This is a genomic window from Pedobacter sp. N23S346, assembly GCF_048515415.1.
In the GTDB taxonomy this organism is placed as follows: domain Bacteria; phylum Bacteroidota; class Bacteroidia; order Sphingobacteriales; family Sphingobacteriaceae; genus Pedobacter.
Map to the genome: position 1 here is coordinate 39,195 of NZ_JBLYEE010000009.1, position 23,872 is coordinate 63,066.

The following is a 23,872-nucleotide window of genomic DNA, read 5'->3' on the forward strand; positions in this document are numbered from 1 at the left end:
CTGTTTTATTTTTTTTCTCTTTTAAATTTTCCTGTCTTCGGACTTCCGACTCCGGACTCAAAATTCAATCTAATACTCACTGCATTTTTGTGTGCTTCCAATCCTTCAGCGGCTGCAAGTGTTTCAACAGTTGGGCCAATATTCGCTAAACCCACGGGTGACACGTGTTGAAAGGTGATTTTTTTTACGAATGCATCTAAAGATACACCAGAATAGGCTTTTGCAAATCCGCTTGTAGGCAAAGTATGGTTGGTTCCAGAGGCGTAATCACCGGCACTTTCTGGAGTAAGATTTCCTAAGAAAACTGATCCTGCATTGACAATCAGCGGAATAAGGCTTTCAAAGCTTTCTGTAGCTAATAGTAAGTGTTCAGGGGCATATTCGTTTGAATAATCCATTGCCTGTTCTAAATTATCTACTAAAACTGCATAAGAATTATCAATTGCTTTGGCTGCTATATTCTTTCTTGGTAATATATCAAGCTGATTTTCAATTTCTTTTAATGTTTCAGTTATTATCTCGTTAGAAGTAGAAATCAAAATAGCCTGACTATCAATACCATGTTCTGCCTGTGCAAGTAGATCTGCGGCGACAAATGACGGATTGGCAGTCTCATCAGCGATCACTAAAACTTCAGATGGGCCAGCAGGCATATCAATTGCCACCTTGTTTTGTACCATTGTTTTGGCTATGGTAACATAACGATTGCCCGGACCAAAGATCTTATAAACCTGTGGAACGGTTTCAGTGCCGAATGCCATTGCAGCAACTGCCTGTGCACCTCCAACAAGGAATATTTTATCTATGCCTAAAAGCATTGCGCAATAAGCGAGATAGCAATTGGTCTTGCCATCACTTTGTGGTGGAGAGCAAACAATAATCTCTTTACATCCAGCAATTATTGCAGGTGTGGCAAGCATTAAAAAAGTGCTTGGTAAAACTGCAGTTCCTCCTGGAATATAAAGACCAACCTTCTCAATTGCTCTTGATTCACGCCAACAAACCACACCAGGCATAGTTTCCACTTTGTCTTCAATTTTTAACTGTGACTGATGAAATGTTTTAATGTTTTGATAAGCGGTATTGATTGCTTGTTTTGCTTCATCCGGTATGGTTGAAGCAATTGCTTTTAATTCTTCAGCATCTAAAAAAAGTTTTTCCAGCGCTACTTTATCAAAGGTTTTTGCAAAATTAAAGAGTGCTTTATCCCCATCTTTTTTTACTGTTTCGATGATGTCTGCGACACGTTCTTCAATCAATTTATCATCCTCAATTTGTCGCGAACACAGCGATTTAATTTTTTGATTAGATAAATCTTGGTAATTATAGATTTTCAATGTGTTATAATTTTAAATTAACTATTAGTTAATGTGAATTTATATGATTCTGATCTATTTTTAGGTGATTATCTTCTCAATTGGCATTACTAAAATACCTTCTGCACCGGCAGCTTTTAAGCTGTTTATTTTATCCCAAAAATCTTCTTCAGCAATTACAGAATGTACCGCAACCCAGTTAGGTTCAAACAAAGGAACTACCGTTGGACTTTTAACACCAGGTAATAAATCAACAACTTTTTGAAGGTTATCTTTTGATACATTTAGCACCACATATTTATTTGATTTTGCGCTAAGTACTGAACGGATTCTTTGCAATAATTCTGCTACCTCCGGATTGTCGGCGATTGATTTATTACCGATTAAAATGGCTTCAGATTGCATTACATCTGCGAAGGGTTTTAGTCCGTTGCTCTTTAGCGTTCCGCCTGTAGAAACGATATCAAAAATCGCATCACTCAAGCCTAATCCTGGTCCGATTTCTACTGAACCGGAAATGGTTCTGATATCAGATTTTATGCCATTTTCTGCTAAGAATTTTTCGAGAATGATAGGATAAGAAGTGGCAATGGCTTTACCATTTAGTTCTTCCAGATTTTGTATATCACTCGTTGCCTGAACAGCAATTTTAAGTGTACATTTCCCAAAGCCCAGTTTCTGTAAATAGCTTACTTCAGCTTTAGTTTCTACAATTACGTTTTCGCCTACAATACCCAAATCGGCAATGCCATCCTGTACGTACTCGGGAATGTCATCATCACGAAGGAAAAGGATTTCTAATGGGAAGTTGGTAACAGTTGATATCAGTGAACTTTTGTAGTTTTCGAAGGAAAGGCCACAGTTTTTTAATATTTCAACGGATTTTTCGTTTAACCTACCCGATTTCTGGATAGCAATTTTAAGTGTTTTCAAAGTATTGAATATAGAGTGAACAAGAAAGTATTTTACGGAAAAAAAGTTTTGAAGTACAAAACAAACATATCATATCGCCTAACGGCGATGGTGCAAATGTAAGTGATGGTTCAAAGTTAAGTTCATAAATATATTTCTGCCAATATCAATGCTTTAGCTGACTAGCGTTGGCAAATATAGTGTTTGAAATGGTAAATCAAAAAATAATGGCACTTAATTTGCCATTTATATTTTCATAGATAATTAAATCTATTTTGCCCTAAAAATGACGTGTTGAAAAATTTTCGCTTTCTAATTATTCCTATTATTATATGTGTTTCAGCTTGTAACTGGTTTAAATCGCCACCTGAAATTGGAAAAGTGCTCTCAGAACACTTTAAGAACAAGATTTACAAAGATTTCGATACAGTTGCTTATGACAGTATTTTCGTTAAAACATTGGATAGTCTTTCCAATGGATTCATCAATCCGAAAACGGTTAAAGCTTTTTATGAGGAAAACCATCGTGAACCCAGGTTGGTTACAAAATTCTACACCAATGGGGAATTAGATTCGCTGACTACTTATTTAGAAAATAGTAGGGTACATGGTTTTAATCCCGAAATATTTAAGGTTGAGCAAATTAAATCCCTGTTAAAGGAGCTTTCTGATAACAATTTTAAAAAGGTAGAAGAGACCTATCCTGTTATTGCCCAATTGGAAGCACTTTCCGCCAATGCCTATTTGAACTATAATAACTTCCTAAAATATGGTGTAGTGAATCCCCGAAATATCTTTTCGAGATACTATATTAAGGTAAAGCGTCCGGATAGTGCCGGGATGATTAAATTACTGGCTTCTGAAAGTATTTTAGATACACTAAGGGCCGTTCAGCCCACGTCTGCGCAATACAAAGGCTTGCAACGCGCTTACTTAAATGCAAATACAGATAGCGAAAAACGAATCTTGCTGCTCAATATGGAGCGTTTTAGGTGGAAAATGCCTGAAACCGGATCCAATTATGTTCAGGTTAATATACCTGATTTTAAATTGACCTGGTTTGATAAAGCTGATACCGTAATCAGCATGAAAGTTTGCGTAGGTGGGAAGCGTGAAAACGGCTATGAAGATAAGCTAAAAGCTTTCGCAAAATCTGGTAATTTAGATGATAAACCGAAAAATCATGAGACGCCTTTATTGTTTAGTAAAATTAACTCTATTCAGGCTAATCCAGTATGGAATATTCCAGTTAGTATTGCGCAAAGTGAGATCTACTGGATGGCCAGAAAAGACCCTTATTATTTATCAAATAGCAACATCAAAGTTTACTATAAAGACAAGCTAATTGGTGAGCCTGATACCATCAATTGGAACCGCTATTCGAGAGACAAATTGCCATTCAAATTCAAGCAAGGATCGGGTAGTGGAAACGCACTTGGAAAGTTTAAATTTATCTTCGATAATGGCTCTAGTATTTATCTTCACGATACCAATAATAAGAACGGTTTTAACCTAACTAACCGGGCAATTAGTCATGGTTGTGTGCGCATAGAAAAGCCATTAGAATTTGCAGAAAAACTGGTAGGAGATAGTTATACTTATGATAAATTAAGAGCCGAAGTTGACCTTCCGCCAATAGATAGTACGCATGTGAAATGGTATAAAAAAAGGCAGGCAGCAAAGGCTGATACTACAAAAGCATTTCAATTAAAACCAGCCTGGTTCGGACCAAAAAAAGCCGTGCCTTTATTGATTACTTACTTTACGGCCTGGGCACAAAATGATCATATCGAGTATCGCCCTGACGTTTATCAGATGGACGAAAAACTTTGGGTGGCGATGAAAAAATTTAGGTAGATAATATTTAAAGTTACTGATGCTAATAGACGTCCGATAGGAGCGTTAGTAACTTTAATCAGTAAATCAAGTTACTAACTTTAATAGCACCTCTAATATGAAGGTTAGTAACTTTACCATAAGTAAAATTAACTTACTAACGCTGATCTTAACTATGATAAGCGCATTTTGCTTAAATACAATATCTTTGTTTTTGGAACCGTCTTTACTTTTTTTCTAAATTACGTTTGGAATTTAGTTCCTAAATAATATATTTGTTTGTAGACACTTAAACAAATAATCAGGGTTACAGGATATAAAAATTAACGCTCAATTCCCGTCGCTGTAGCCATTCCACATCATTACTGTCAAATTACATGTACTTTAAAAGGTAACTTGTTCTTTTCTTCTGCACTTTATTGCGCTAAATCGAAATATCAATAATTTACATCTCATTTTTTACAATTATATTTTATAAAAAATCAAATTAATAATGGCTATCAATCTACAAAAAGGACAAAAAATTAATATTGGATTATCGAAGATCACCGTTGGACTAGGCTGGGACCCGAATGAAGGTACTGGTTATGATTTCGACCTGGATGCTTCGGCATTTATGATTAACTCAAATAGATTGATTCCAGTTGAAGAGTATTTTATTTTTTATGGCAATACCGATTCTCCTGATCAGGCATTGCACCATACAGGTGATGATCCAACCGGAGGCAATAGTGCTGATGGCGATGACGAAAGTATCCAGGTTGATTTATCCAAGGTTGATCCTCAGATTCAAGAAATCTTATTCGTGGTAACTATTCATGATGCCATAGGCCGTAAACAAAATTACGGACAAGTGAGAAATTCATATATCCGTATTGTAGATGATAGTAATGGAGAAGAAGTTGCCAAGTACGAATTGGGCGAAGATTTTTCTATTGAAACAGGTGTAGAATTTGGTCGCTTATACAAACGCGAGGGCAATTGGAAGTTTGAGGCTTCTGGTATAGGATATAAGGAAGATTTATCTTTTTTCCTGTCAAAATATTTTAAAGGTCAGATTATTAAATAATATCTAAATACGCTTTATGGCTATAAATTTAGTAAAGGGTCAAACTATTGATCTCCGCAAAAATGATAAAGGAGAAACTTTCGATTTATCGAAGGTTACCATGGGTTTAGGATGGGACGTTCGTCAAAAAAACACTGGTTTTTTCGGTAAGTTATTCGCCCCGAAAGAAGAAGAATTTGATTTGGATGCCATAGCTTTCTTGCTTGATGGCAATAATAAAGTCCTTAATCTGGGTAGAACCGTTAATCAAAACGGGCGTCAGGTTGGTTTATTTGAAGGAGATGTGATTTTCTTCAATTCCATGAGGCATCCTTCTGGAAACATCTGGCTAACCGGAGATAACAGAACAGGTGCCGGCGATGGCGACGATGAGCAGATCATCGTTAAGTTAGATGCATTGGACACCATTTATCAAAAAATAATTTTCATCGTATCCATTTACCAGGGCAGGCAGAATAATCAACATTTTAGCATGGTTGAAAATGCATTTATAAGGGCTGTTGATGCCAATGGAAAAGAAATAACGAGATATAGCCTTTCTGGTGATGCATCGTTAAATGGTATGTGCTCGATGGTTTTTGCCGAAGCTTACCGTAAAGATGGTGGCTGGAAATTCAGGGCCATTGGCGAACCACACCAAACAGATAGTTTCCTGGAGATTTTAAAGAATTACGTAGATGCATAGCATTTATAAAAAATTAAACCACTATTTAAATCTTAATAGTAAATTAACTACATATGGCAATCAACCTGCAAAAGGGACAACGCGAAGTAATTAATGCGCCTCAATTTACCATCGGACTTGGATGGGATACCAATAGTGCATCCACTGGTGCTAGTTTCGATCTGGATACTTCTGTTTTTGTATTGGGTGATAATAAGCGATTATTATCCGACGCACATTTTGTTTTTTATAATAACTTAAAAACACCAGATGGTGCTGTAGCGCATTCTGGTGATAACTTAACGGGAGATGGTGATGGCGACGATGAACAGATTAAGGTAGATCTATCAAAAATCGATTCGACTGCGGCAGAAATCTGTGTGGTAGTAACTGTTCATGATGCTGAGAATAGAAGGCAGAATTTTGGGCAGATCCGAAACTCTTATATCAGGGTATTGGATGGTGCCAACAATGAAGTGTTGAAATATGAATTAGAAGAAGATTTTTCTATAGAAACCGCTGTAGAATTCGGTCGGATTTATAAACGCAACAATGAATGGAAATTTGAAGCTGTAGGCGTAGGAATGAAAGATGGATTGGAATTTTTCTTAGATAAGTATAACTAAAACTGCTTTTAACCATGGCCATAAATTTATCAAAAGGACAAAAAATCGACCTGCGGAAAGAAAGCGGCGCCACTTTAACCAGTTTTTGTGTAGGAGTAAACTGGGGCGCAATTGAAACTAATGGTTTTTTAGGTTTAAAAACCAATAAACAAAGTGTAGATCTGGATCTTAGCTGCATCCTTATTGACGATAACAACAACCTTTGCGACCATCTTTATTCGCCATTGTATAAGATTGATTTTTTACAACAATTTGGGCTGCCTAAAGGAAAATTACTTTCCATGGATGGTGCTTTGCGGCATACTGGTGATGACCTTGAAGGAGATGCTGGAGGTGATGATGGTTTGGATAATGAAATTATCACTGTTGATTTATCGAAGATTGATTCAAAAGTAGCTAAGATTTTCTTCTTTTTAAATAACGTAGGGGAGGAAGATTTTTCTCAAATCCCCTATTCAAAAATCAGGATGTACGAAGGCACACCAACGCAGGTTAAAGAAGTTTTTGCTTCGTACAATGTATCTTCAGAACCGGGTTATGTTGGTAAAAAAGCACTCATTATGGGTAAACTTTATAAACGCAACAATGATTGGAAGTTTGATGCCATTGGAGACCCTACTTCAGATACTTTTATGGGGCAAACCATTAATTTGATCTTAAAATCTTATTTGTAATGAACATCAAAAATATAAAAGGTTTGAGTGAAGATGAAATTAGTGTAGTTGCAATTTATAACATCCCTGAGCATAAAGAAAGCCTTGCTCATTCATCAAATCCAAAAACGGCCGATACGATATAATATTCCCAATAATTTATAATATGAGAAGACTTCCAGTTTACCTGTTATTAGATACATCAGGCTCCATGAGCGGCGAACCCATTGAGGCGGTAAAAAACGGCGTTCAGGTAATGATCAGCTCATTGAGGCAAAATCCTCAGGCCATCGAGACTGCTTATTTAAGTGTAATTACATTTGATAGTGTGGCGCAGCAAATTATTCCTTTAACTGATTTAGCTTCCTTTCAAATGGTTGATTTAAAAGCTACAGGTGTTACAGCATTGGGCGAGGCTTTAATATTGGTGTCAAACAGAATTGAGAATGAGGTTGCCAAAACTACAACCGAGCAAAAAGGCGATTGGAAACCGCTGGTTTTTATCATGACTGATGGCGTACCAACTGATAATTGGTTGCCGGGCTTAGCTGAATTTAAGAAGCAAAAAGTAGCCTTTACGGTTGCCTGTGCAGCAGGTTCGGGAGCAGATACTGCTGTGCTTAAACAAATTACAGAAAATGTGGTAAGTTTAGATACAGCAGATTCAGCCAGTATTGGGAAGTTTTTCCAATGGGTAACAGCCTCAATTGGCGTTACCTCTACAAAGGTTGAAGATGCAGGAAAGGAAATTAGCTTACTTAAAGAGCTTCCACCACCACCATCTGAATTAAATATCGTTGTTTAATCGAATTTTATGAGAAGATTACCTGTTTACTTTTTAATAGATACTTCCGGATCAATGTATGGCGAGCCCATTCAGGCATTAAATAATGCACTAAGTGGAATGATTAATACGTTGCGTGCTGATGCGCAGGCACTGGATTCGCTTTGGATATCTATGATAACTTTTGATCGTGAAGTAAAAGAAATTGTTTCCTTAACCGAACTGGCATCTTTCCAGCTTCCTGAAATTACCTGCCCTCAAAGCGGACCAACACATACTGGTCAAGCTTTGGATGTTTTGTATAAAAAGGTACAAAGCGATGTCATAAAAGGCAATGCAAATCAAAAAGGAGATTGGAAGCCTTTACTTTTTCTATTTACCGATGGCAAACCAAGTGATTTGCAGTTTTACAGAGAAATGGTACCCAAGATCAAAACCTTAAATTTTGGAGCCATTGTTGGCTGTGCTGCCGGGCATTCGGCAAATGATGCATTGTTGAAAGAACTCACACCAGATGTAGTGCATTTGGATACTGCTGATAGTTCTACTTTAAAACAGTTCTTTAAATGGGTTTCTGAAACGATAGAGCAAGGAAACAAAAGCCAGGGGACAGGAGAAAGTGTTGCGCTGCCACCGCCGCCGAGCGAAATAACTATGGTAATATAAGATGGGAATATTTGGAATTTTAAGTTTGATAATTACGATTGTTTCGTTTATTGTCAAGATCACATCCAATAACGAAAGGGATGATTCACCTATTTATTATGTGCCTAATGCACCTGTTGATCATTTTCAAGAGTATAATTTAGATGGAATTGTAAATTGCTATGAAACTTTCAGGGTGAATAAACTAAATATATATGAATTAGAGCGTGATTTAAGAAATGGTCATCATGCTAAATTTAATTTATTGGCTACTCAGGCATCTGGAAACTGTTTGTATTTAAGTGTTCAGTTTGTAGATGTTTTTAATCGGAAAACCAGAAGTGGAGAAATGCAGGAAGTGCATAATAACGTGGTGACTTACTTTTCGATTAATTATCTGGAAGATAGTAAGAGCGTTCTTATTTATGGTTGTTCTAGTTATAACCAGCGCGTAAAGGATGGTTATAAAATGATAGCGGGAGAAATTCGTAAAGAAATTCCTGTATGATTTTAGCATTCAGAATTTTTCTAAATGTTTTGATAATAGGTTTATTTCTTTACTCAAAATTACTGCCGTATAAAGATAAATTAAACATTAAATATAAGGGTGTTTTCAACTTTTTCGAAGTTATTTTTCAACCCGTTCTTAATTTCCTGAAAACTTTAATAAAACCATTTCAGGTAGGGCAAGGCTTGGCTGTTGATATGACACAAATTGTATTGCTGATTGTGCTATTGCTCTTAAACAACTATTTTTAATATGAGAAGATTACCCATTTACTTTTTAATAGATATTTCTGAATCGATGGTTGGAGATCAGATCCAGCAGGTTGAAGAAGGGATGGCAACCATTATTAAAGCAATTAAAACCGATCCATATGCGATAGAAACCGTTTGGATCTCTATTATTGTTTTCGCCGGGCAGGCCAAAACCCTTGTTCATTTACAAGAAGTGGTCAGTTTTTATCCCCCAAAATTCCCAATTGGTGGGGGCACATCTTTAAGCAAAGGTTTGGGGCATTTAATGTTCCAAATGAGAAAGGATATTGTTAAAACCACCATGGAGCAAAAAGGTGATTGGAAACCAATTGTTTTCTTGTTTACCGATGGTGTACCTACTGATGATACCAAAAGTGCTATTGCAGAATGGAAACAAAACTGGCAGCGTACCGCAAATATGGTGGCCATTTCTTTTGGCGATAGTACAGATACCAGGATTTTAGCCGAGTTAACCGAAAATGTGCTTCAATTTAAAAATGCGACTACCGAAGATTATAATAAGTTTTTTAAGTGGGTAACAGATTCGATTAAAACCAGTAGCATCAGTGTAGAAAATAACGAATCAGGCTTCGAACTGGCCAAATTAGATGGAGATACACTTTCTAAAATTGACATTTCAAAAGCACCGGTTACCAACCAGTATGTAGATAATAACTATGTTGTTTTATCTGCTAAATGCCAAAATACCAAGAGGCCGTATTTGATGAAATATCGAAAGGTAATTAACGAATCTGGTTTTGATGGACTAAACCTGCAAACCCAGGCTTACAGGTTAGTAGGTGGATTCCAGGTAGATCATTCTTATTACGAATTATGCGAAGATAATGGGTTACAGCAAAAGGTAAATACCGAAGAATTAATTGGTGCGCCGTCTTGCCCGTGTTGCGGTAATCAGTTTGGTTTGGCCATGTGCCAGTGCCAGAAAATACACTGTATTGGTGATGAAAGTATAAGTACCTGCCCATGGTGTGGAAATGAAGGCAGTTATGGTTATGGTGAAGGGGGTTTCGATGTGGGAAGAGCACAGGGTTAAAATTTAATATAAATGCTTGAAACGAAGAAATACCTGGAAAGCCTGTTTAAAGCGCATAACATTGAGGTATTATCAAATAAAAAAAATCTCTTTGAGCAATATGTGAGTGATGCATTTAATATCGAAGCAGTAAAGCTGATCAAGGAAAAACATAAAAATATAATGGAGAAATGGGATTTAAAGGTCAAGATTGACGATGTTTTGGCAAAGCAGATCATCATTCCAAATGCAACGGTGGCAAAACCTTACCAGGCAGTTTTGGATTTTAACCAGTCTGAATTGCAGAATATCATTTTTGTAGAATTTGATAATTTAAATCAATATGGCTTAAATTTTAATGCTGATCTTAAACTGATAGAGGGAGTTCCGAGCCAAAGTGGTGATTTTAGAGTTAAAATGCTGTTTAGTGTTTTGGGTGAAGAGGAAAATTCAGAACCCCATGTTAAGATGATCTCATTGGTGATCAATGCTGATCCTAAATCGCTTTGGAAAAATATAGCCAGCGATGATCAGAAAGATGATGAATGGAAAGCTCAAAATTATTGGAAACCAGATCAGGTTAGTGATTTTCAGCCGCTGGGTGATAAACATATCTTAGTTTCTTCCAAAAGGGGAAGGAGTCATGCCAATGTAGGTTCTTTTAGAGAAGACGATTATGCCTTTAAACATTTTGAAGATAATGGATGGAGCATTGTTTGTGTGGCCGACGGTGCAGGGAGCGCAAAGCTAGCCAGGCAGGGATCGAAAATTGCCTGCAAAGCGGTTATCGATTATTTTGAGCAAAATTTAACGGCAGAAAGCTTAAAATCGTTTGATGAAATTTTATTGCACCATCATCAAAAAGGAGAAGATACAAAGCAGATTAGTCACTTTGTTTACAACAACCTTTCGAAAGCGGCATTCTATGCCCATAAACAAATTGAAGAATTCGCCACAAAAATAGAATGCCCGATAAAGGATTTTCATTCTACCTTAATTTTTGCCCTGTTAAAAAAGTTCGATTTTGGTTATGCCATTTTAACTTTTGGAGTTGGCGATTGTCCGATCGGTTTATTGAATAAAGATTTAACCAAAATTAAGCTGATGAACTGGCTTGATGTAGGCGAATTTGGTGGCGGAACCAGGTTTATAACCATGCCAGAGATTTTTAATAGTGAAAAATTTCCCACTCGTTTTGGTTTTACCTTAACCGATGATTTTTCTTACCTGATGCTCATGACGGATGGCATCTATGATGCAAAATTTGTGGTAGAGGCCAATTTAGAAAAATTAGAAAAATGGAAAACATTCATTGATGATTTGAAAGGAAATAATGAAGATAACGTAGCGATAGATTTCAATCCTTCAAATCAGGAAATTACCCATCAACTTTCTACCTGGATGGATTTTTGGAGTCCGGGAAACCACGATGACAGAACTTTGGCCATCATTTTTTAGCAACTACCATGTCAACAATAACTGTAAAATCTATACTAACCGGCCAGTCCTATCAATATGTAGATAATGGAGAACCTAAAAGTGGCACAGCCAAAGAGGTGTACTTTAGTCCTGACCGTAAATATGTTGTGGCCATTTTTAAAGAGAAGCAAGATTTTAATCAGAAAGAACGCTTAACGAAAATTGTAACGAGATACTTAAATCAAATTCAATCTAAAGAAGCTGGAGATTATTATTTAAATGAAATATATCGCTGGCCTACAGATCTGATAGAAACTAAAGATAAAATAGGAATTATCGTTCCCATATACCATTCAAAGTTCTTTTTTGCAAAAGGATATTCATCAAGTGATCTGATTAAGGGAGAAGAGAAAAATGGAAAGTGGTTTGCGGGGGCTAAATTCCGGAATAAGCAATTTCCGCTAAGTTTAGATCAGACAGAATTGGGTAGATGGCTCAATTATTTCCAAATTGGGGTTAATCTTTCCCGTGGTGTAAAGAAAATGCATCAGATGGGCTTATCACACTCCGACTTATCTTATAACAATGTGCTGATAGATCCATCAACAGGTTCGGCCTGTATGATCGATTTGGATGGTTTAGTTGTTCCGGGTTTGTTTCAGGCAGAAGTGATTGGAACTGCTGATTTTATAGCGCCAGAAGTGTTGGCTACCAAACATTTAAATAAAACAGATCCTAATAGAAAGTTACCTAATCGGTTAACCGATTTGCACGCTTTAGCCTGTTTAATTTATATGTATTTACTGCACCGGCACCCATTAAAAGGAAGCAAGGTACACGATCTGGATACCGAGAAAGATGATTTGTTGAGCATGGGTGAAAAAGCTTTGTTTGTAGAACATCCAACAGATTTATCAAACCGGCCAAAAATGAACCAGGTTTCGAAATGGGATACTTATTGGGCAGATGTAACTAAAATACCTTACACCATTACTGGTCCATATCTTAAAGCGCTGTTTGATAAGGCTTTTATAGATGGTTTGCACAACCCCATGCAACGGCCTACTGCCGAAGAATGGGAAATTGCCCTGTTAAAAACAACCGATCTGATGCAGCAGTGCAGCAATATCTACTGTGATCAAAAATGGTACGTTTTTGATAATACCACCATACCAAAATGCCCTTTCTGTGGCACCAGCCATAAAGGAACATTGCCGGTTTTAGATCTGTATTATCAATATCAGCCATCAGTTTGGAAACCTGAAAACCATAGATTAATGGTGTACAACAATCAATATTTATTTCAGTGGCATGTAAACCGCAACATCATCCGGAATGAAAAATTAACAGCCGAGCAGAAAATTCCGGTAGGTTATTTTACTTTTCACGAAGGGAAATGGGTATTGGTGAATCAAAAGCTAACTTCCCTGGTCGATAAAACAGAAGATAAAGTGATTCCAATTAATACAATGGTAGAATTGACTGATGGTAAAAAACTGCTGCTATCAAAAGAAGAGGGTGGAAGAGTAATTTTAATCACGCTTGCGAACAAATAAACTTCAAAACAAGTGGTTAATAATGGGTTTGATTAACTACTTGTTTTGCAATTGTTGCTGAAAAGGTGTTAAGAATTGATTAATTTTTAACCTGATTCGGAATTGAGAAATTTCTTAACTTTGTGTTGTTTTTACACAAATAAGGGATGATCGATCAAAATATCAAAATAGCTGTTGATGGTATAGTATTTGGCTACGAGAAAGGAATTCTTTACGTATTGGCTGTACAACAACGGTTCGGAAAGCTGACTAATCAATGGGTTCTTCCGGGAGGTTTTGTAAAAGATGATGAGCCGTTATTGGCAGCTGTTGAACGCGAACTTAAAGAAGAAGCTGGAATAACCGTAAATTACCTCGAACAACTCAATACTTTTGGTGATAATATTCACAGAGATGATCGATTTAGGGTAATTTCTGTCGCTTATTTTGCATTGGTAAATCCTCAAAATTTTGTTTTGAAAGCGGATACTGATGCTAAAGATGCCAAATGGTTTCCAGTGAATCAACTTCCTGCTTTAGGCTATGATCACAGCGATATGATAACGCTGGCACATCAGCGGTTAAAAAATAAACTCACTTACCAGCCTATAGGTTTTGATCTGTTAGGTGAAGAATTTTTGTTTTCAGATTTGGAGAATTTATACTGCTGCATTCTGGAAAGAGATATCGACAGAAGAAATTTCAGAAAAAAAATTCTGAGCTTTGGAATAGTTAATGAAACAGATAAGGTTGTAAAAATAGGTGCCAGTGGCAGGCCAGGCAAGCTTTTTACATTTGATAAGTCGAAATACAATCAACTTTTAAAGGATAATTTCCAGTTTGACATTAGGTTTGCGTAAAAAAAACACAAATTATTTTTGGATTATAAAAATCATTTATATATTTGTGTAAATAATACGCAAATATATGTTAAATTTAGATCCGAGTTTTACTCCGCTAGGCGAAAACAACTCCATAACCCACAAATCTTTTCTGTTCGCAGGTGGTGAACCACACATTAAAATTGATGGAAATTTCGATCAGAAAGAGCCAGTAACCATTACCCAAAGAATAAATTCTTTTAACGATTTAGGTTTAATCTGCATTACGGTTGATGCTTTGAAAAGAATGGGGGTGAAGGAAATTCACCTTTATATTCCATACTTCCCTGCGGCCAGACAAGATCGGGTGATGATCCCTGGCGAGCCTTTATCTGTAAAAGTATATGCCGATATCATTAACAGCATGGCTTTAGCTAGTGTAACCGTTTTTGATCCACATAGTGAAGTAACGCCCGCATTGCTTAATAACTGTATCACCATTTCCAATCATGAATTTATCAAGCAAGTGATTGCTAAAATCGGATCAGAGGTGAAACTTATCTCTCCTGATGGTGGCGCACTGAAGAAAATTTATAAAGTTTCTGAGTTTTTAGGTGGTGCTGAAGTAGTAGAGTGCTCTAAAAGCAGGGATGTAAAAACCGGAAGACTATCTGGCTTTAAAGTATATGCTGAGGATCTTTGTGGTGCCGACTGCCTGATTGTAGACGATATTTGCGATGGTGGTGGAACATTTAATGGTTTGGCTGAAGCACTTAAAGCAAAAAATGCAGGTAAATTATATTTGGCCATTAGTCATGGTATTTTCAGCAAAGGCTTTGATGAGCTAAGTAAATATTTCGAGCAGATTTTTACAACAGATTCTATAAAAGAAGTAGAACATCCGGGCGTAACGCAAATCAAACTTCAGGATATTCAGTAAGCCGGAATTTACACCCCGGTCTACGACCACCCCTCTGAAAGAGGGGAATGGCTATCGTAATTCCCCTCCTTTGGAGGGGTGCCCGAAGGGCGGGGTGGTTAAAAACCGAATAATAAGACTATCAAGTACCAAATCCATATCACATGAAAAGCAATGTTGTTCAAAGTGCACTGTTTGGTTTAGCCATTGGCGATGCACTTGGTGTACCTGTAGAGTTTCAATCAAGAGCATATCTAACACAAAATCCTGTTGAAAAGATGAAAGGTTATGGAACCCATCATCAGCCTGTTGGAACCTGGAGTGATGATAGCTCCCTCACCTTTTGTTTGGCCGAAAGCCTTTGTAATGGTTATAACCTCGAAGACATCGCACGAAAATTTTTGAAATGGTATAATGCTGATCTTTGGACACCACATGGCAAAGTTTTTGATATTGGCATCGCAACCAGTAAAGCCATCAATAAGATCGCCAATGGAACTGATCCCGTTTTATGTGGTGGAAACAACGAAACAGATAATGGAAACGGATCATTAATGCGGATTTTGCCAATGCTGTTTTATCTTCGGAATGAAGATAATCTTCAGGTAATATTCGAAAAGGTTGAGGAAGTTTCTTCCATTACCCACGCACATTTCCGTTCTGTTTTTGCATGTTTTATCTACATCGTTTACGGTTTGGAATTGTTAAAGGGCTGCGATAAAAGAGCCGCATATCAAAACATGCAGGGCAGAGTTAAAAAATTTATCGCACAAAATGCTTTCGAACCAAAAGAAATTAATCTCTTTGACAGGATTTTACAGCGCGATATAGCAACTGTTCCGGAGCATGAAATTTATTCATCTGGTTATGTATTGCATAGTCTTGAAGCCAGTTTATGGTGTGTCCTCACCACGCAAACCTACAAAGATGCGGTGCTGAAAGCGGTTAACCTTGGCGAAGATACCGATACAACTGCTGTAATTGCCGGCGGCCTGGCGGGTTTAATTTATGGTTTTGAATCCATCCCGCAAGAATGGATAGAGGTGTTGGTGAAGCGGACAGAAATTGAAAACCTTTGTGAACAATTGGAACAAGCATTTATGAACAAGCAGAAATACAGTGTTTCCGCTATTAAGGAAAAAGATGAATTCTTTTTCTTTTGGGAACATCAGGTACCGGAAGATGGAATACTCACTAAATCTTGTTTAACGCAGTGGTGGGATGCGCCTTTTATTGTTGATCAGGTTAATTACAGAACGGCTGAGCATTGGATGATGAGTAAAAAAGCAGAATTATTTAATGATGATATCGTGCTAAATAAAATCTTAGCCGCCACCTCGCCAGAAGAAGTTAAAAAATTAGGTAGGGAAGTGCGTAATTATGATGAAGGAATCTGGGCTAAAAACAGATACGAAATTGTGAAAACAGGCAATTTTCATAAATTTAGTCAGCATAAAGCGCTGAAAGAATTTCTGATCAATACCGGAGAAAAGATTTTAGCAGAAGCCAGTCCGGTGGATTTAATTTGGGGAATTGGCTTGGCCGAAGACGATCCCGATGTGAAAAATCCCGGTAAGTGGAAGGGATTAAATCTGTTAGGTTTCGCCTTGATGGAAGTACGGGATGAAATGAAACTTAATGATTTATAAACTTAATATCTGAACAGTTCTAAATCATTTTTGTTAAAATTAATCTATGAGAACACTAGTAATAGGCGATATACATGGCGGCTTAAAGGCCTTAATCCAATTATTGGAACATGCTGATGTATCAGAAGCTGATCAACTGATTTTTTTGGGCGATTATGTAGATGGGTGGAGTGAATCAGCACAAGTGGTAAATTACCTCATTCAACTGGAGGAAACGCACTCCTGTATTTTTATCAAGGGAAATCATGATGCCTGGTGTATCGATTGGCTTTGGAAAGGAATTGTTGATGAAGTTTGGTTTGCACACGGCGGAAAATCAACCATAGAAAGTTATAAAGGAATGCCTGAATCAATTAAACAAAAGCATTTGGATTTTTTTAGTAGAATGCAAGATTATCATGTAGATGAAAACAAGAACCTATTTATTCATGCTGGTTTTTCATCGATGCATGGCCCGGCAAAGGAACGTTATTCTTCAAATTACTCCTGGGATAGAACACTTTGGGAGATGGCGCTAACCGTAGATAACAGAATTCGAAAAGATTCAGCACTTTTCCCTAAGCGATTGCTGCTTTACCACGAAATTTATATCGGCCATACGCCAACGCTCTATTATGGTGTTGATGTCCCGATGCAAGGCTGCAATGTCTGGAACATAGATACTGGTGCCGCTTTTACAGGCAAACTCACCTGCATGGATATTCAAACCAAAAAATTCTGGCAGAGTGATGCCGTGCAAAGCCTTTACCCAAATGAAAGAGGAAGAAATAAAAATTAATAAATACAGTTAAACATAAATAAATATATCATGAACCCATTATTATTAACAGACGGATACAAAGTAGATCACCGCAGGCAATACCCAGAAAATACAACCTTGGTTTATTCAAACTGGACACCAAGAAAAAGCAGGTTGGATAATGTAAGCCATGTTGTTCTTTTTGGTTTGCAGTACTTTATTAAAAAATATATTATCGAAGATTTTAATCAGAATTTCTTTGCACAACCTAAAGAGGAAATTTTAAAAAAGTATGCCCGCAGGATCAATAATTATCTTGGCGAAAATTTAGTTGGTACGCAGCATATCGCAGATTTGCATGATCTGGGTTATATTCCAATGGTTTTTAAATCGCTGCCAGAAGGTGCTGAAGTGCCGCTTCGCGTGCCCATGTTTACCATGTATAATACCTTGCCCGAGTTCTTCTGGCTAACCAACTATTTTGAAACACTGCTATCGGCTGTGGTATGGTTGCCTTGTAATTCTGCTACCATTGCCAAACAATACCGGGCAATTATGGATAAATATGCAGCTGAAACCTCATCAGTACCCGAATTTGTAGATTGGCAAGGGCATGATTTCTCCATGCGTGGCATGGGTGGTATCGAAGCTGCAGTAACCTCAGCAGCTGGTCATTTATTAAGTTTTACCGGAACCGATACCATTCCGGCAATCGATTTCCTGGAAGAATATTATAATGCAGATTCAGATCAGGAATTAATTGGTGGTTCTGTTGCGGCTACCGAACACTCCGTAATGTGCATGGGTACAAATACGGGTGAGTTGGAAACATTTAAAAGATTAATTCTGGAAGTTTATCCAAAAGGAATTGTATCGATCGTATCTGATACCTGGGATTTGTGGAAAGTGCTTACTGAATATTTACCTGCCCTAAAAAACGATATTATCAATAGAGAAGGCAAGGTAGTAATTCGGCCAGATTCGGGAGATCCGGTTGATATTATCTGCGGGAATTCGAATGGTAAAGATGAAAACGAGAAAAAAGGCGTAATTGAATTACTTTGGGATGTTTTTGGCGGAAAAACCAACGACAAAGGTTATAAGGAATTGGTTCCGCAAATTGGCGCTATTTACGGTGATAGCATTACAACAGAACGTGCCACCCAAATTTGTGAACGCTTGAAAGCGAAAGGTTTTGCATCAACCAATGTCGTTTTTGGTATTGGTTCCTTCACTTACCAGTATAATACCCGCGATACCTTTGGTTTTGCCATGAAAGCTACCTACGGAGAAGTGGATGGCGTTGGACGAGAAATATTCAAAGATCCGATTACTGATGATGGCACTAAAAAATCAGCAAAAGGGTTGTTGCAGATTTTCAAAAATGCTAACGGCGAATATGAGTTGAAGGATCAGTGTAGCTGGGAAGAAGAGGCGCAGGGGGAATTGAAGGAAGTTTTCAGAGATGGAAACTTATTGATCGATTATTCTCTTGCCGAAATTAGAGAAAGGCTAAAGAATAGTTAACTTCGCCAAGTTTTTAACCGATCAGCCTCAGCGTTGGTCGGTTAAATTATGAAAGACACCTTCAAAAATGCAAGAAAATCCAACCTTTAACCATCAGGCTGATATTGTAAATAGTGCCGTGAGGTTTATAAACTCATGGTTTAAACAATCAAAATCGATTACTGAAGAGCTGAGCGACTTTTTTATTCTGCCAGGCGGAAAGGTGATTGGAAAGGACGTGATCATTGCCAGGTTAAAAGGAATTTTTGGACAATCTGACGAATATGTGGGTGGAAGATATGATATTATTGATGTTCATTTCGACTTATTAGGTGCAGGCAAGGGAATGGGTTTTGTAGAGGGCGTTGTCGGATTTAGGGCAATGCTGAAAAAGCAGTCGAAAATTGTAAGTGGGCCTTTTAAATTGTATTTTGCATTGCAAAACGGCCAGTGGAAAGTTGTAAATATAGAATTTCCGGGGTTTGCTTATTAGGATATCTTTCGGTTTAAATATGGCCTGCTGAACTTGATTCAGCATCTTTTCATAATTAAGACCCCTGAAATAAATTTAGGGTGACGACTATCTATTATTAACATAATGCCAATTTATGCCACGGAAACACAAAAACACGGAATTGATTTAATATATAAATACGCCCTGCTGAACTTGATTCAGCATCTATTTATTATTAAGACCCTGAAATAAATTCAGGGTGACGATTATCTATTATTAACATAATGCCAATTTCTGCCACGAAAACACAAAAGCACGGAATTGATTTAATAGTAAATACGTCCTGCTGAACTTGATTCAGCATCTATTCATTATTAAGACCCTGAAATAAATTCAGGGTGACGGCTATCTATTATTAACATAATGCCAATTTCTGCCACGGAAACACGGAATTGATTTAATAATTGCAAATCAAATTTTAAAAGTTTAATCTTGTATATTTGTACCAATATGGTACGCTAAAGATATAGGTATGTTAGTAGTTAGTAGTAGAGAGTTTAGAGAAAAACAAGCAGAATATATGGATATGGCCGATAATGGAGAACAGATTATTGTTCAAAGAGGCAAAAATAAAGCATACTCCATTACGCCAATTACTGATCATGATATTTATTTTTCAAAAGAGATGGTTGAAAAGATTGAAAGATCTTTATCGCAGGCGAAAAATGGAGAGGTTACACAAGTTATTGGTAAAGATGCATTGGTTGAATTTCTTAAAAATTTGTAATGTACAACTTAGAATTTACTCAACAAGCTGTAGAGGATCTTCGATGGTTAAGAAAAACTGATCAAACGGCTTACAAAAAGGTTCAGAAGTTATTAGTAGAACTTATTGATCATCCAAGTACCGGAACTGGGAAGCCTGAACTTAAGAAATATAATTTGTCTGGTTTGTATTCAAGAAGAATAACCCAAAAGCATAGATTGGTTTATCAAATAAATGGCGAAACAATAAGCGTATTAGTTTTGTCTGCTGCCGGGCATTACGGTGATAAATAAATATCAATCCTTTGGATTTTCGCATTAAAATTTTGTACCCAAAAGTAACATTGATAAAATAAACAGGGAATTTGATACCCGCTTCCATAATTTTTCTATCTTTGGTTTTTAATGAATTTCCTTTATCCGGGCTTTCTTTTCGCACTATTATCGGTTGCAATTCCGGTCATCGTTCATTTATTCAATTTTCGAAAATTTAAAAAGGTTTACTTCTCTAATGTTCAGTTCTTAAAAGAGGTAGAGCAGCAAAATTCGTCTAAAGAAAAGCTTAAAAATTTACTCATTCTTTTTTGCAGAATTTTTGCAATCATTTTCCTGGTGCTTGCTTTTGCACAGCCATATATACCGGTAGGCAAACAAAAAAATAGTCTGCTAAACAATGTGGTGAGTATTTACATCGACAATTCTTACAGTATGGAAGCCGTTAATAAAGATGGCAGTCTGCTCGATGAGGCCAAACGGAACGCTAAAGAACTGGTTAAAGGCTTCGGTATTAATGATCGTTTTCAATTGCTTACCAATGATTTTGAAGGTAAACATCAACGCTTGTTGAACGAAGAAGAATTTCTTAAAGCACTTGATGACGTAAAAATTTCGGCCACTTCCAGAAATCTTCAGCAGATTTTAAACCGACAGGGAAGCCTACTCAGCGGACCAGCCAATAAGTACAGTTTTGTGTTATCAGACTTTCAGAAAAATATTGCTTCAAATAAAAAACTTACAACAAATCCTGATATCCAGTATTCTTTCCTCAAATTAAATGCAACTGCATTGGCCAATATTGCGGTAGATAGCATATGGATGTTGTCGCCAAATCACCAGCCGGGTGCAAATGAAAGACTGGTGGTTCAGCTTAAAAATTATTCACCGGAAGCCGTACAAAATATTCCACTAAAGTTAACCATTAACAATCAGCAAAAAGGTTTGGGAGCTGTTTCTATTCCCGCAGAAAAAAGTGTTCGAGATACCTTAAGTTTTTCTGGCTTATCGGCTGGCTGGCAGAAGGGAATCATCAGTATTAAAGATTTTCCGGTCACGTTTGATGATACCTTGTCTTTCAGTTTTAAGGTTGATCAAAGTTTGCCGGTACTTAGCATTAATGGCACAAACGCTGGTAGTTACATCAAAGCACTTTTTGCGGCCGATGGCTATTACAAGCTTACTGAAAATGCAGAACAAAATGTTAATTATAATGGGTTTTCAAATTACAGGTTGATTGTAATTAACGGACTGCAAAATCCATCAACAGGTTTAGCGCAGCAGTTAAAAACCTATTTAAATGCTGGAGGTTCTGTGGTTGTATTTCCAGATCTGGATGCAGATATTAAGGTCTACAATTCCTTTTTAACATCTTTATCGCTGCCAGCTATTCAAAGTTTAAATAAGGAAGAAACCAAGGTTGATCAGATCGACCTTCAAAATCCAATTTTTAAAACGGTTTTTGAAGATATTCCAAAGAACCTGGATTTACCTGCGGTTAGCAGATATTTCACTTTTGTTGAAAGCAATGGAGCCAATAAAGAAAATATTTTATCACTTCCTGGCAGGAAACTTTTCTTCTCGAAATATGGCATAGGCAATGGCTTAGTATTCTTATCTGCAACAGGTTTAAATACAACCGATGGAAACCTGGCCCGCCACCCGGTTTTTGTGCCATTAATGTATCGTGTGGCATTAAGTGGCGGTACAGAAAGTTCACTTTATCATCACTTGGGAAGCGAAACCGTTTTATCAGGAAAGAAGATCACACTGGGGAAAAACCAAACTTTAAAGCTAACTGCCAGGAACTTAGAAACCATTCCCGAAATTCGTCAGGCAGATGGAAAAACATTAATTTATACTGCCGATCAGGTTAAAAATGCAGGTTTCTACAACCTCAATCTTGCAGACTCTACATTAGCTGTTTACGCTTTTAATAGCGGGAGAACAGAATCTGATATGCATTATCTTAGCAAAACCGAACTGAATAATTTAGCCGGAAAAAGTAATTTAAAGATCTTTGATACTGATCAAGACGCCGTAAAACTTACTGCAGGTACAGATAAAATCGGACAAACGATATGGAAACTTTGTTTAATTTTGTCGCTGATTTTTATTGCCGCAGAAATTCTTCTCATCCGATTTTTTAACAACAATAGCAAAAAAATATGAATCTCCTGGTTAAAAATGTAATCATTGCCGATCCGCAAAGCAGTTTTAATAAACAAGAATGTGATGTTAGGGTAGTTGATGGTCAAATTAAAAACATAGGTAAATTAACAGCCAATCAAAGTGAAGCCGTATTCGAAGCCGCAGGTGCTTATTTAAGTCCAGGGTTCTTTGATTTAAACTGCGTGGCAGGCGATCCTGGCTTTGAAACAAAGGAAGATATTCAAACGCTTACCGAGGCTGCAAAGGCTGGTGGGTTTACCGGTCTGGCCTTATTGCCGCAAGCCAATCCGGTTGTGCAATCAAAATCGCAGGTAGAATATATTATCAATAAAGCTAAAAATAACCTGGTTGATGTTTTGCCAGTTGGTGCAATTAGCCAGAATAGGGAAGCGAAAGAGCTTGCTGAGCTGTTCGACATGCAACAGGCAGGAGCGGTGGCTTTTTCTGATGGCGATAAAGCTTTGCAGGATGACGGTTTCATGAGCCGTGCGCTGCAATATGCAAAAGGTTTTGATGCTTTGTTAATGGTTTATCCCGAAAATAAATCCATCGCCGGGAAATCTCAGATTAACGAAAGTAAAAATTCTGTCCTTCTTGGGATGAAGGGCTTGCCCGCTTTGGCAGAAGAAATGCACATTGCCAGAGATCTTTTCCTGGCTACCTACAACGAAACTAAAATCCACATCAGTAATATTTCTACAGCGGGTTCGGTGGCTTTAATCCGGAAAGCTAAAAAAGAAGGTGTTCAGGTTTCTTGTGATGTAACCGCACATCATTTAGTGTTTACAGAAGAGCTTTTGGCAGATTTTGATAGCAATTATAAAGTTAAACCACCGCTGCGGGGTAAAGCAGATGTTAAGGCACTTATTGCCGGCTTAAAAGATGGAACAATAGATGCAATAACCTCCCAGCACCGCCCGGAAGAAATTGAATTTAAAAATGTAGAGTTTGAAATTGCCCATTACGGAATCATCGCTTTGCAAACCGTTCTTCCATTGTTGCTGAGGGCTGGTTTAGATGCGAGTTTAATCGCCGAGAAATTATCAATTAATCCACGTAAAATGCTAAATTTAGATATTCCGTTAATTGAAGAAGATACCCCGGCAAACTTTACGGTTTTTAACCCGAATGAAAAATGGTTGTACAATTCTTCAAGTAATTTTTCTAAATCAGCAAATAGCCCACTTTTAGGAACTGAACTTACCGGAAAAGTAACTTTGGTTTATAACAATAATCAATATAAAGGGAGCTAAAGGATTAAAGCTAAAAGACTAAAGCTAAGAGCCTAAAGTTAAAAGATTAAAACAAAAAGGTTAAAGCTAA

The 23,872-nt window shown here is 37.2% G+C and carries 24 protein-coding genes; 22 read left to right on the plus strand and 2 right to left on the minus strand.

Annotated elements, in window-relative coordinates; genetic code table 11:
- Positions 1–5: 5 nt before the first annotated feature.
- Positions 6–1,337, minus strand: coding sequence for a histidinol dehydrogenase (hisD, locus tag ACN1CD_RS15920; RefSeq protein ID WP_419131377.1), 1,332 nt, complete (start codon positions 1,335–1,337; stop codon positions 6–8).
- 60 nt (positions 1,338–1,397) lie between these two features.
- Positions 1,398–2,249: an ATP phosphoribosyltransferase gene (gene hisG / locus ACN1CD_RS15925; protein ID WP_419131378.1), complete on the minus strand. Its 852-nt coding sequence runs from the start codon at positions 2,247–2,249 to the stop codon at positions 1,398–1,400.
- Between the two features lie 270 nt (positions 2,250–2,519).
- Between hisG and ACN1CD_RS15930 the strand changes: the two genes are divergently transcribed.
- From ACN1CD_RS15930 to ACN1CD_RS16035, 22 genes are all read left to right on the plus strand, one after another.
- Positions 2,520–4,085 carry a L,D-transpeptidase family protein gene (locus ACN1CD_RS15930; RefSeq protein ID WP_419131379.1) on the plus strand — a complete coding sequence of 522 codons (1,566 nt, stop codon included), beginning with the start codon at positions 2,520–2,522 and terminating at the stop codon, positions 4,083–4,085.
- Between the two features lie 472 nt (positions 4,086–4,557).
- Positions 4,558–5,133 (plus strand): TerD family protein, encoded by a 576-nt coding sequence (locus tag ACN1CD_RS15935; RefSeq protein WP_419131380.1) that lies wholly within the window; start codon positions 4,558–4,560, stop codon positions 5,131–5,133.
- 16 nt (positions 5,134–5,149) lie between these two features.
- Positions 5,150–5,818: a TerD family protein gene (locus tag ACN1CD_RS15940; protein WP_419131381.1), complete on the plus strand. Its 669-nt coding sequence runs from the start codon at positions 5,150–5,152 to the stop codon at positions 5,816–5,818.
- Between the two features lie 53 nt (positions 5,819–5,871).
- Positions 5,872–6,423, plus strand: a complete 552-nt coding sequence (locus tag ACN1CD_RS15945; protein ID WP_419131382.1) for a TerD family protein — start codon at positions 5,872–5,874, stop codon at positions 6,421–6,423.
- Between the two features lie 14 nt (positions 6,424–6,437).
- Positions 6,438–7,097 (plus strand): TerD family protein, encoded by a 660-nt coding sequence (locus ACN1CD_RS15950; RefSeq protein ID WP_419131383.1) that lies wholly within the window; start codon positions 6,438–6,440, stop codon positions 7,095–7,097.
- Positions 7,097–7,222 carry a hypothetical protein gene (locus ACN1CD_RS15955; protein ID WP_419131384.1) on the plus strand — a complete coding sequence of 42 codons (126 nt, stop codon included), beginning with the start codon at positions 7,097–7,099 and terminating at the stop codon, positions 7,220–7,222. Before ACN1CD_RS15950 ends, ACN1CD_RS15955 begins: the two co-directional genes overlap by 1 nt.
- Before the next feature lie 20 nt (positions 7,223–7,242).
- A complete protein-coding gene (locus ACN1CD_RS15960; protein WP_419131385.1) occupies positions 7,243–7,881 on the plus strand; it encodes a vWA domain-containing protein in 639 nt (212 codons plus the stop codon).
- Positions 7,882–7,890: 9 nt separating this feature from the next.
- On the plus strand, positions 7,891–8,526 hold the full coding sequence (locus ACN1CD_RS15965) for a vWA domain-containing protein (protein ID WP_419131386.1): 636 nt from the start codon (positions 7,891–7,893) through the stop codon (positions 8,524–8,526).
- 1 nt (position 8,527) lies between these two features.
- Positions 8,528–9,013, plus strand: a complete 486-nt coding sequence (locus tag ACN1CD_RS15970) for a hypothetical protein (protein ID WP_419131387.1) — start codon at positions 8,528–8,530, stop codon at positions 9,011–9,013.
- 252 nt (positions 9,014–9,265) lie between these two features.
- Positions 9,266–10,318 carry a TerY-C metal binding domain-containing protein gene (locus tag ACN1CD_RS15975; RefSeq protein WP_419131388.1) on the plus strand — a complete coding sequence of 351 codons (1,053 nt, stop codon included), beginning with the start codon at positions 9,266–9,268 and terminating at the stop codon, positions 10,316–10,318.
- Between the two features lie 12 nt (positions 10,319–10,330).
- Positions 10,331–11,755 carry a PP2C family serine/threonine-protein phosphatase gene (locus ACN1CD_RS15980; protein ID WP_419131389.1) on the plus strand — a complete coding sequence of 475 codons (1,425 nt, stop codon included), beginning with the start codon at positions 10,331–10,333 and terminating at the stop codon, positions 11,753–11,755.
- Between the two features lie 8 nt (positions 11,756–11,763).
- Complete coding sequence (locus ACN1CD_RS15985; RefSeq protein ID WP_419131390.1) at positions 11,764–13,272, plus strand: helix-hairpin-helix domain-containing protein; 1,509 nt, start codon at positions 11,764–11,766, stop codon at positions 13,270–13,272.
- Between the two features lie 146 nt (positions 13,273–13,418).
- Positions 13,419–14,111 carry an NUDIX hydrolase gene (locus ACN1CD_RS15990; RefSeq protein ID WP_419131391.1) on the plus strand — a complete coding sequence of 231 codons (693 nt, stop codon included), beginning with the start codon at positions 13,419–13,421 and terminating at the stop codon, positions 14,109–14,111.
- Between the two features lie 67 nt (positions 14,112–14,178).
- Complete coding sequence (prs, locus tag ACN1CD_RS15995) at positions 14,179–15,012, plus strand: ribose-phosphate diphosphokinase (protein WP_419131392.1); 834 nt, start codon at positions 14,179–14,181, stop codon at positions 15,010–15,012.
- A gap of 143 nt (positions 15,013–15,155) precedes the next feature.
- Entirely contained in the window at positions 15,156–16,640 is a 1,485-nt protein-coding gene (locus ACN1CD_RS16000; RefSeq protein WP_419131393.1) for an ADP-ribosylglycohydrolase family protein, read from the plus strand.
- 46 nt (positions 16,641–16,686) lie between these two features.
- Positions 16,687–17,418, plus strand: coding sequence for a metallophosphoesterase family protein (locus ACN1CD_RS16005; RefSeq protein WP_419131394.1), 732 nt, complete (start codon positions 16,687–16,689; stop codon positions 17,416–17,418).
- Between the two features lie 30 nt (positions 17,419–17,448).
- Complete coding sequence (locus ACN1CD_RS16010) at positions 17,449–18,906, plus strand: nicotinate phosphoribosyltransferase (RefSeq protein WP_419131395.1); 1,458 nt, start codon at positions 17,449–17,451, stop codon at positions 18,904–18,906.
- A 67-nt stretch (positions 18,907–18,973) separates the two neighbouring features.
- Positions 18,974–19,378 carry a hypothetical protein gene (locus ACN1CD_RS16015; protein ID WP_419131396.1) on the plus strand — a complete coding sequence of 135 codons (405 nt, stop codon included), beginning with the start codon at positions 18,974–18,976 and terminating at the stop codon, positions 19,376–19,378.
- 493 nt (positions 19,379–19,871) lie between these two features.
- Complete coding sequence (locus tag ACN1CD_RS16020; protein WP_419131397.1) at positions 19,872–20,126, plus strand: type II toxin-antitoxin system prevent-host-death family antitoxin; 255 nt, start codon at positions 19,872–19,874, stop codon at positions 20,124–20,126.
- Positions 20,126–20,398 carry a Txe/YoeB family addiction module toxin gene (locus ACN1CD_RS16025; protein ID WP_419131398.1) on the plus strand — a complete coding sequence of 91 codons (273 nt, stop codon included), beginning with the start codon at positions 20,126–20,128 and terminating at the stop codon, positions 20,396–20,398. The genes ACN1CD_RS16020 and ACN1CD_RS16025 overlap by 1 nt, the downstream gene beginning before the upstream one ends.
- 111 nt (positions 20,399–20,509) lie before the next feature.
- On the plus strand, positions 20,510–22,549 hold the full coding sequence (locus ACN1CD_RS16030; protein ID WP_419131399.1) for a BatA domain-containing protein: 2,040 nt from the start codon (positions 20,510–20,512) through the stop codon (positions 22,547–22,549).
- Positions 22,546–23,802, plus strand: a complete 1,257-nt coding sequence (locus tag ACN1CD_RS16035; protein ID WP_419131400.1) for a dihydroorotase — start codon at positions 22,546–22,548, stop codon at positions 23,800–23,802. Before ACN1CD_RS16030 ends, ACN1CD_RS16035 begins: the two co-directional genes overlap by 4 nt.
- The last annotated feature ends 70 nt before the right edge of the window (positions 23,803–23,872 follow it).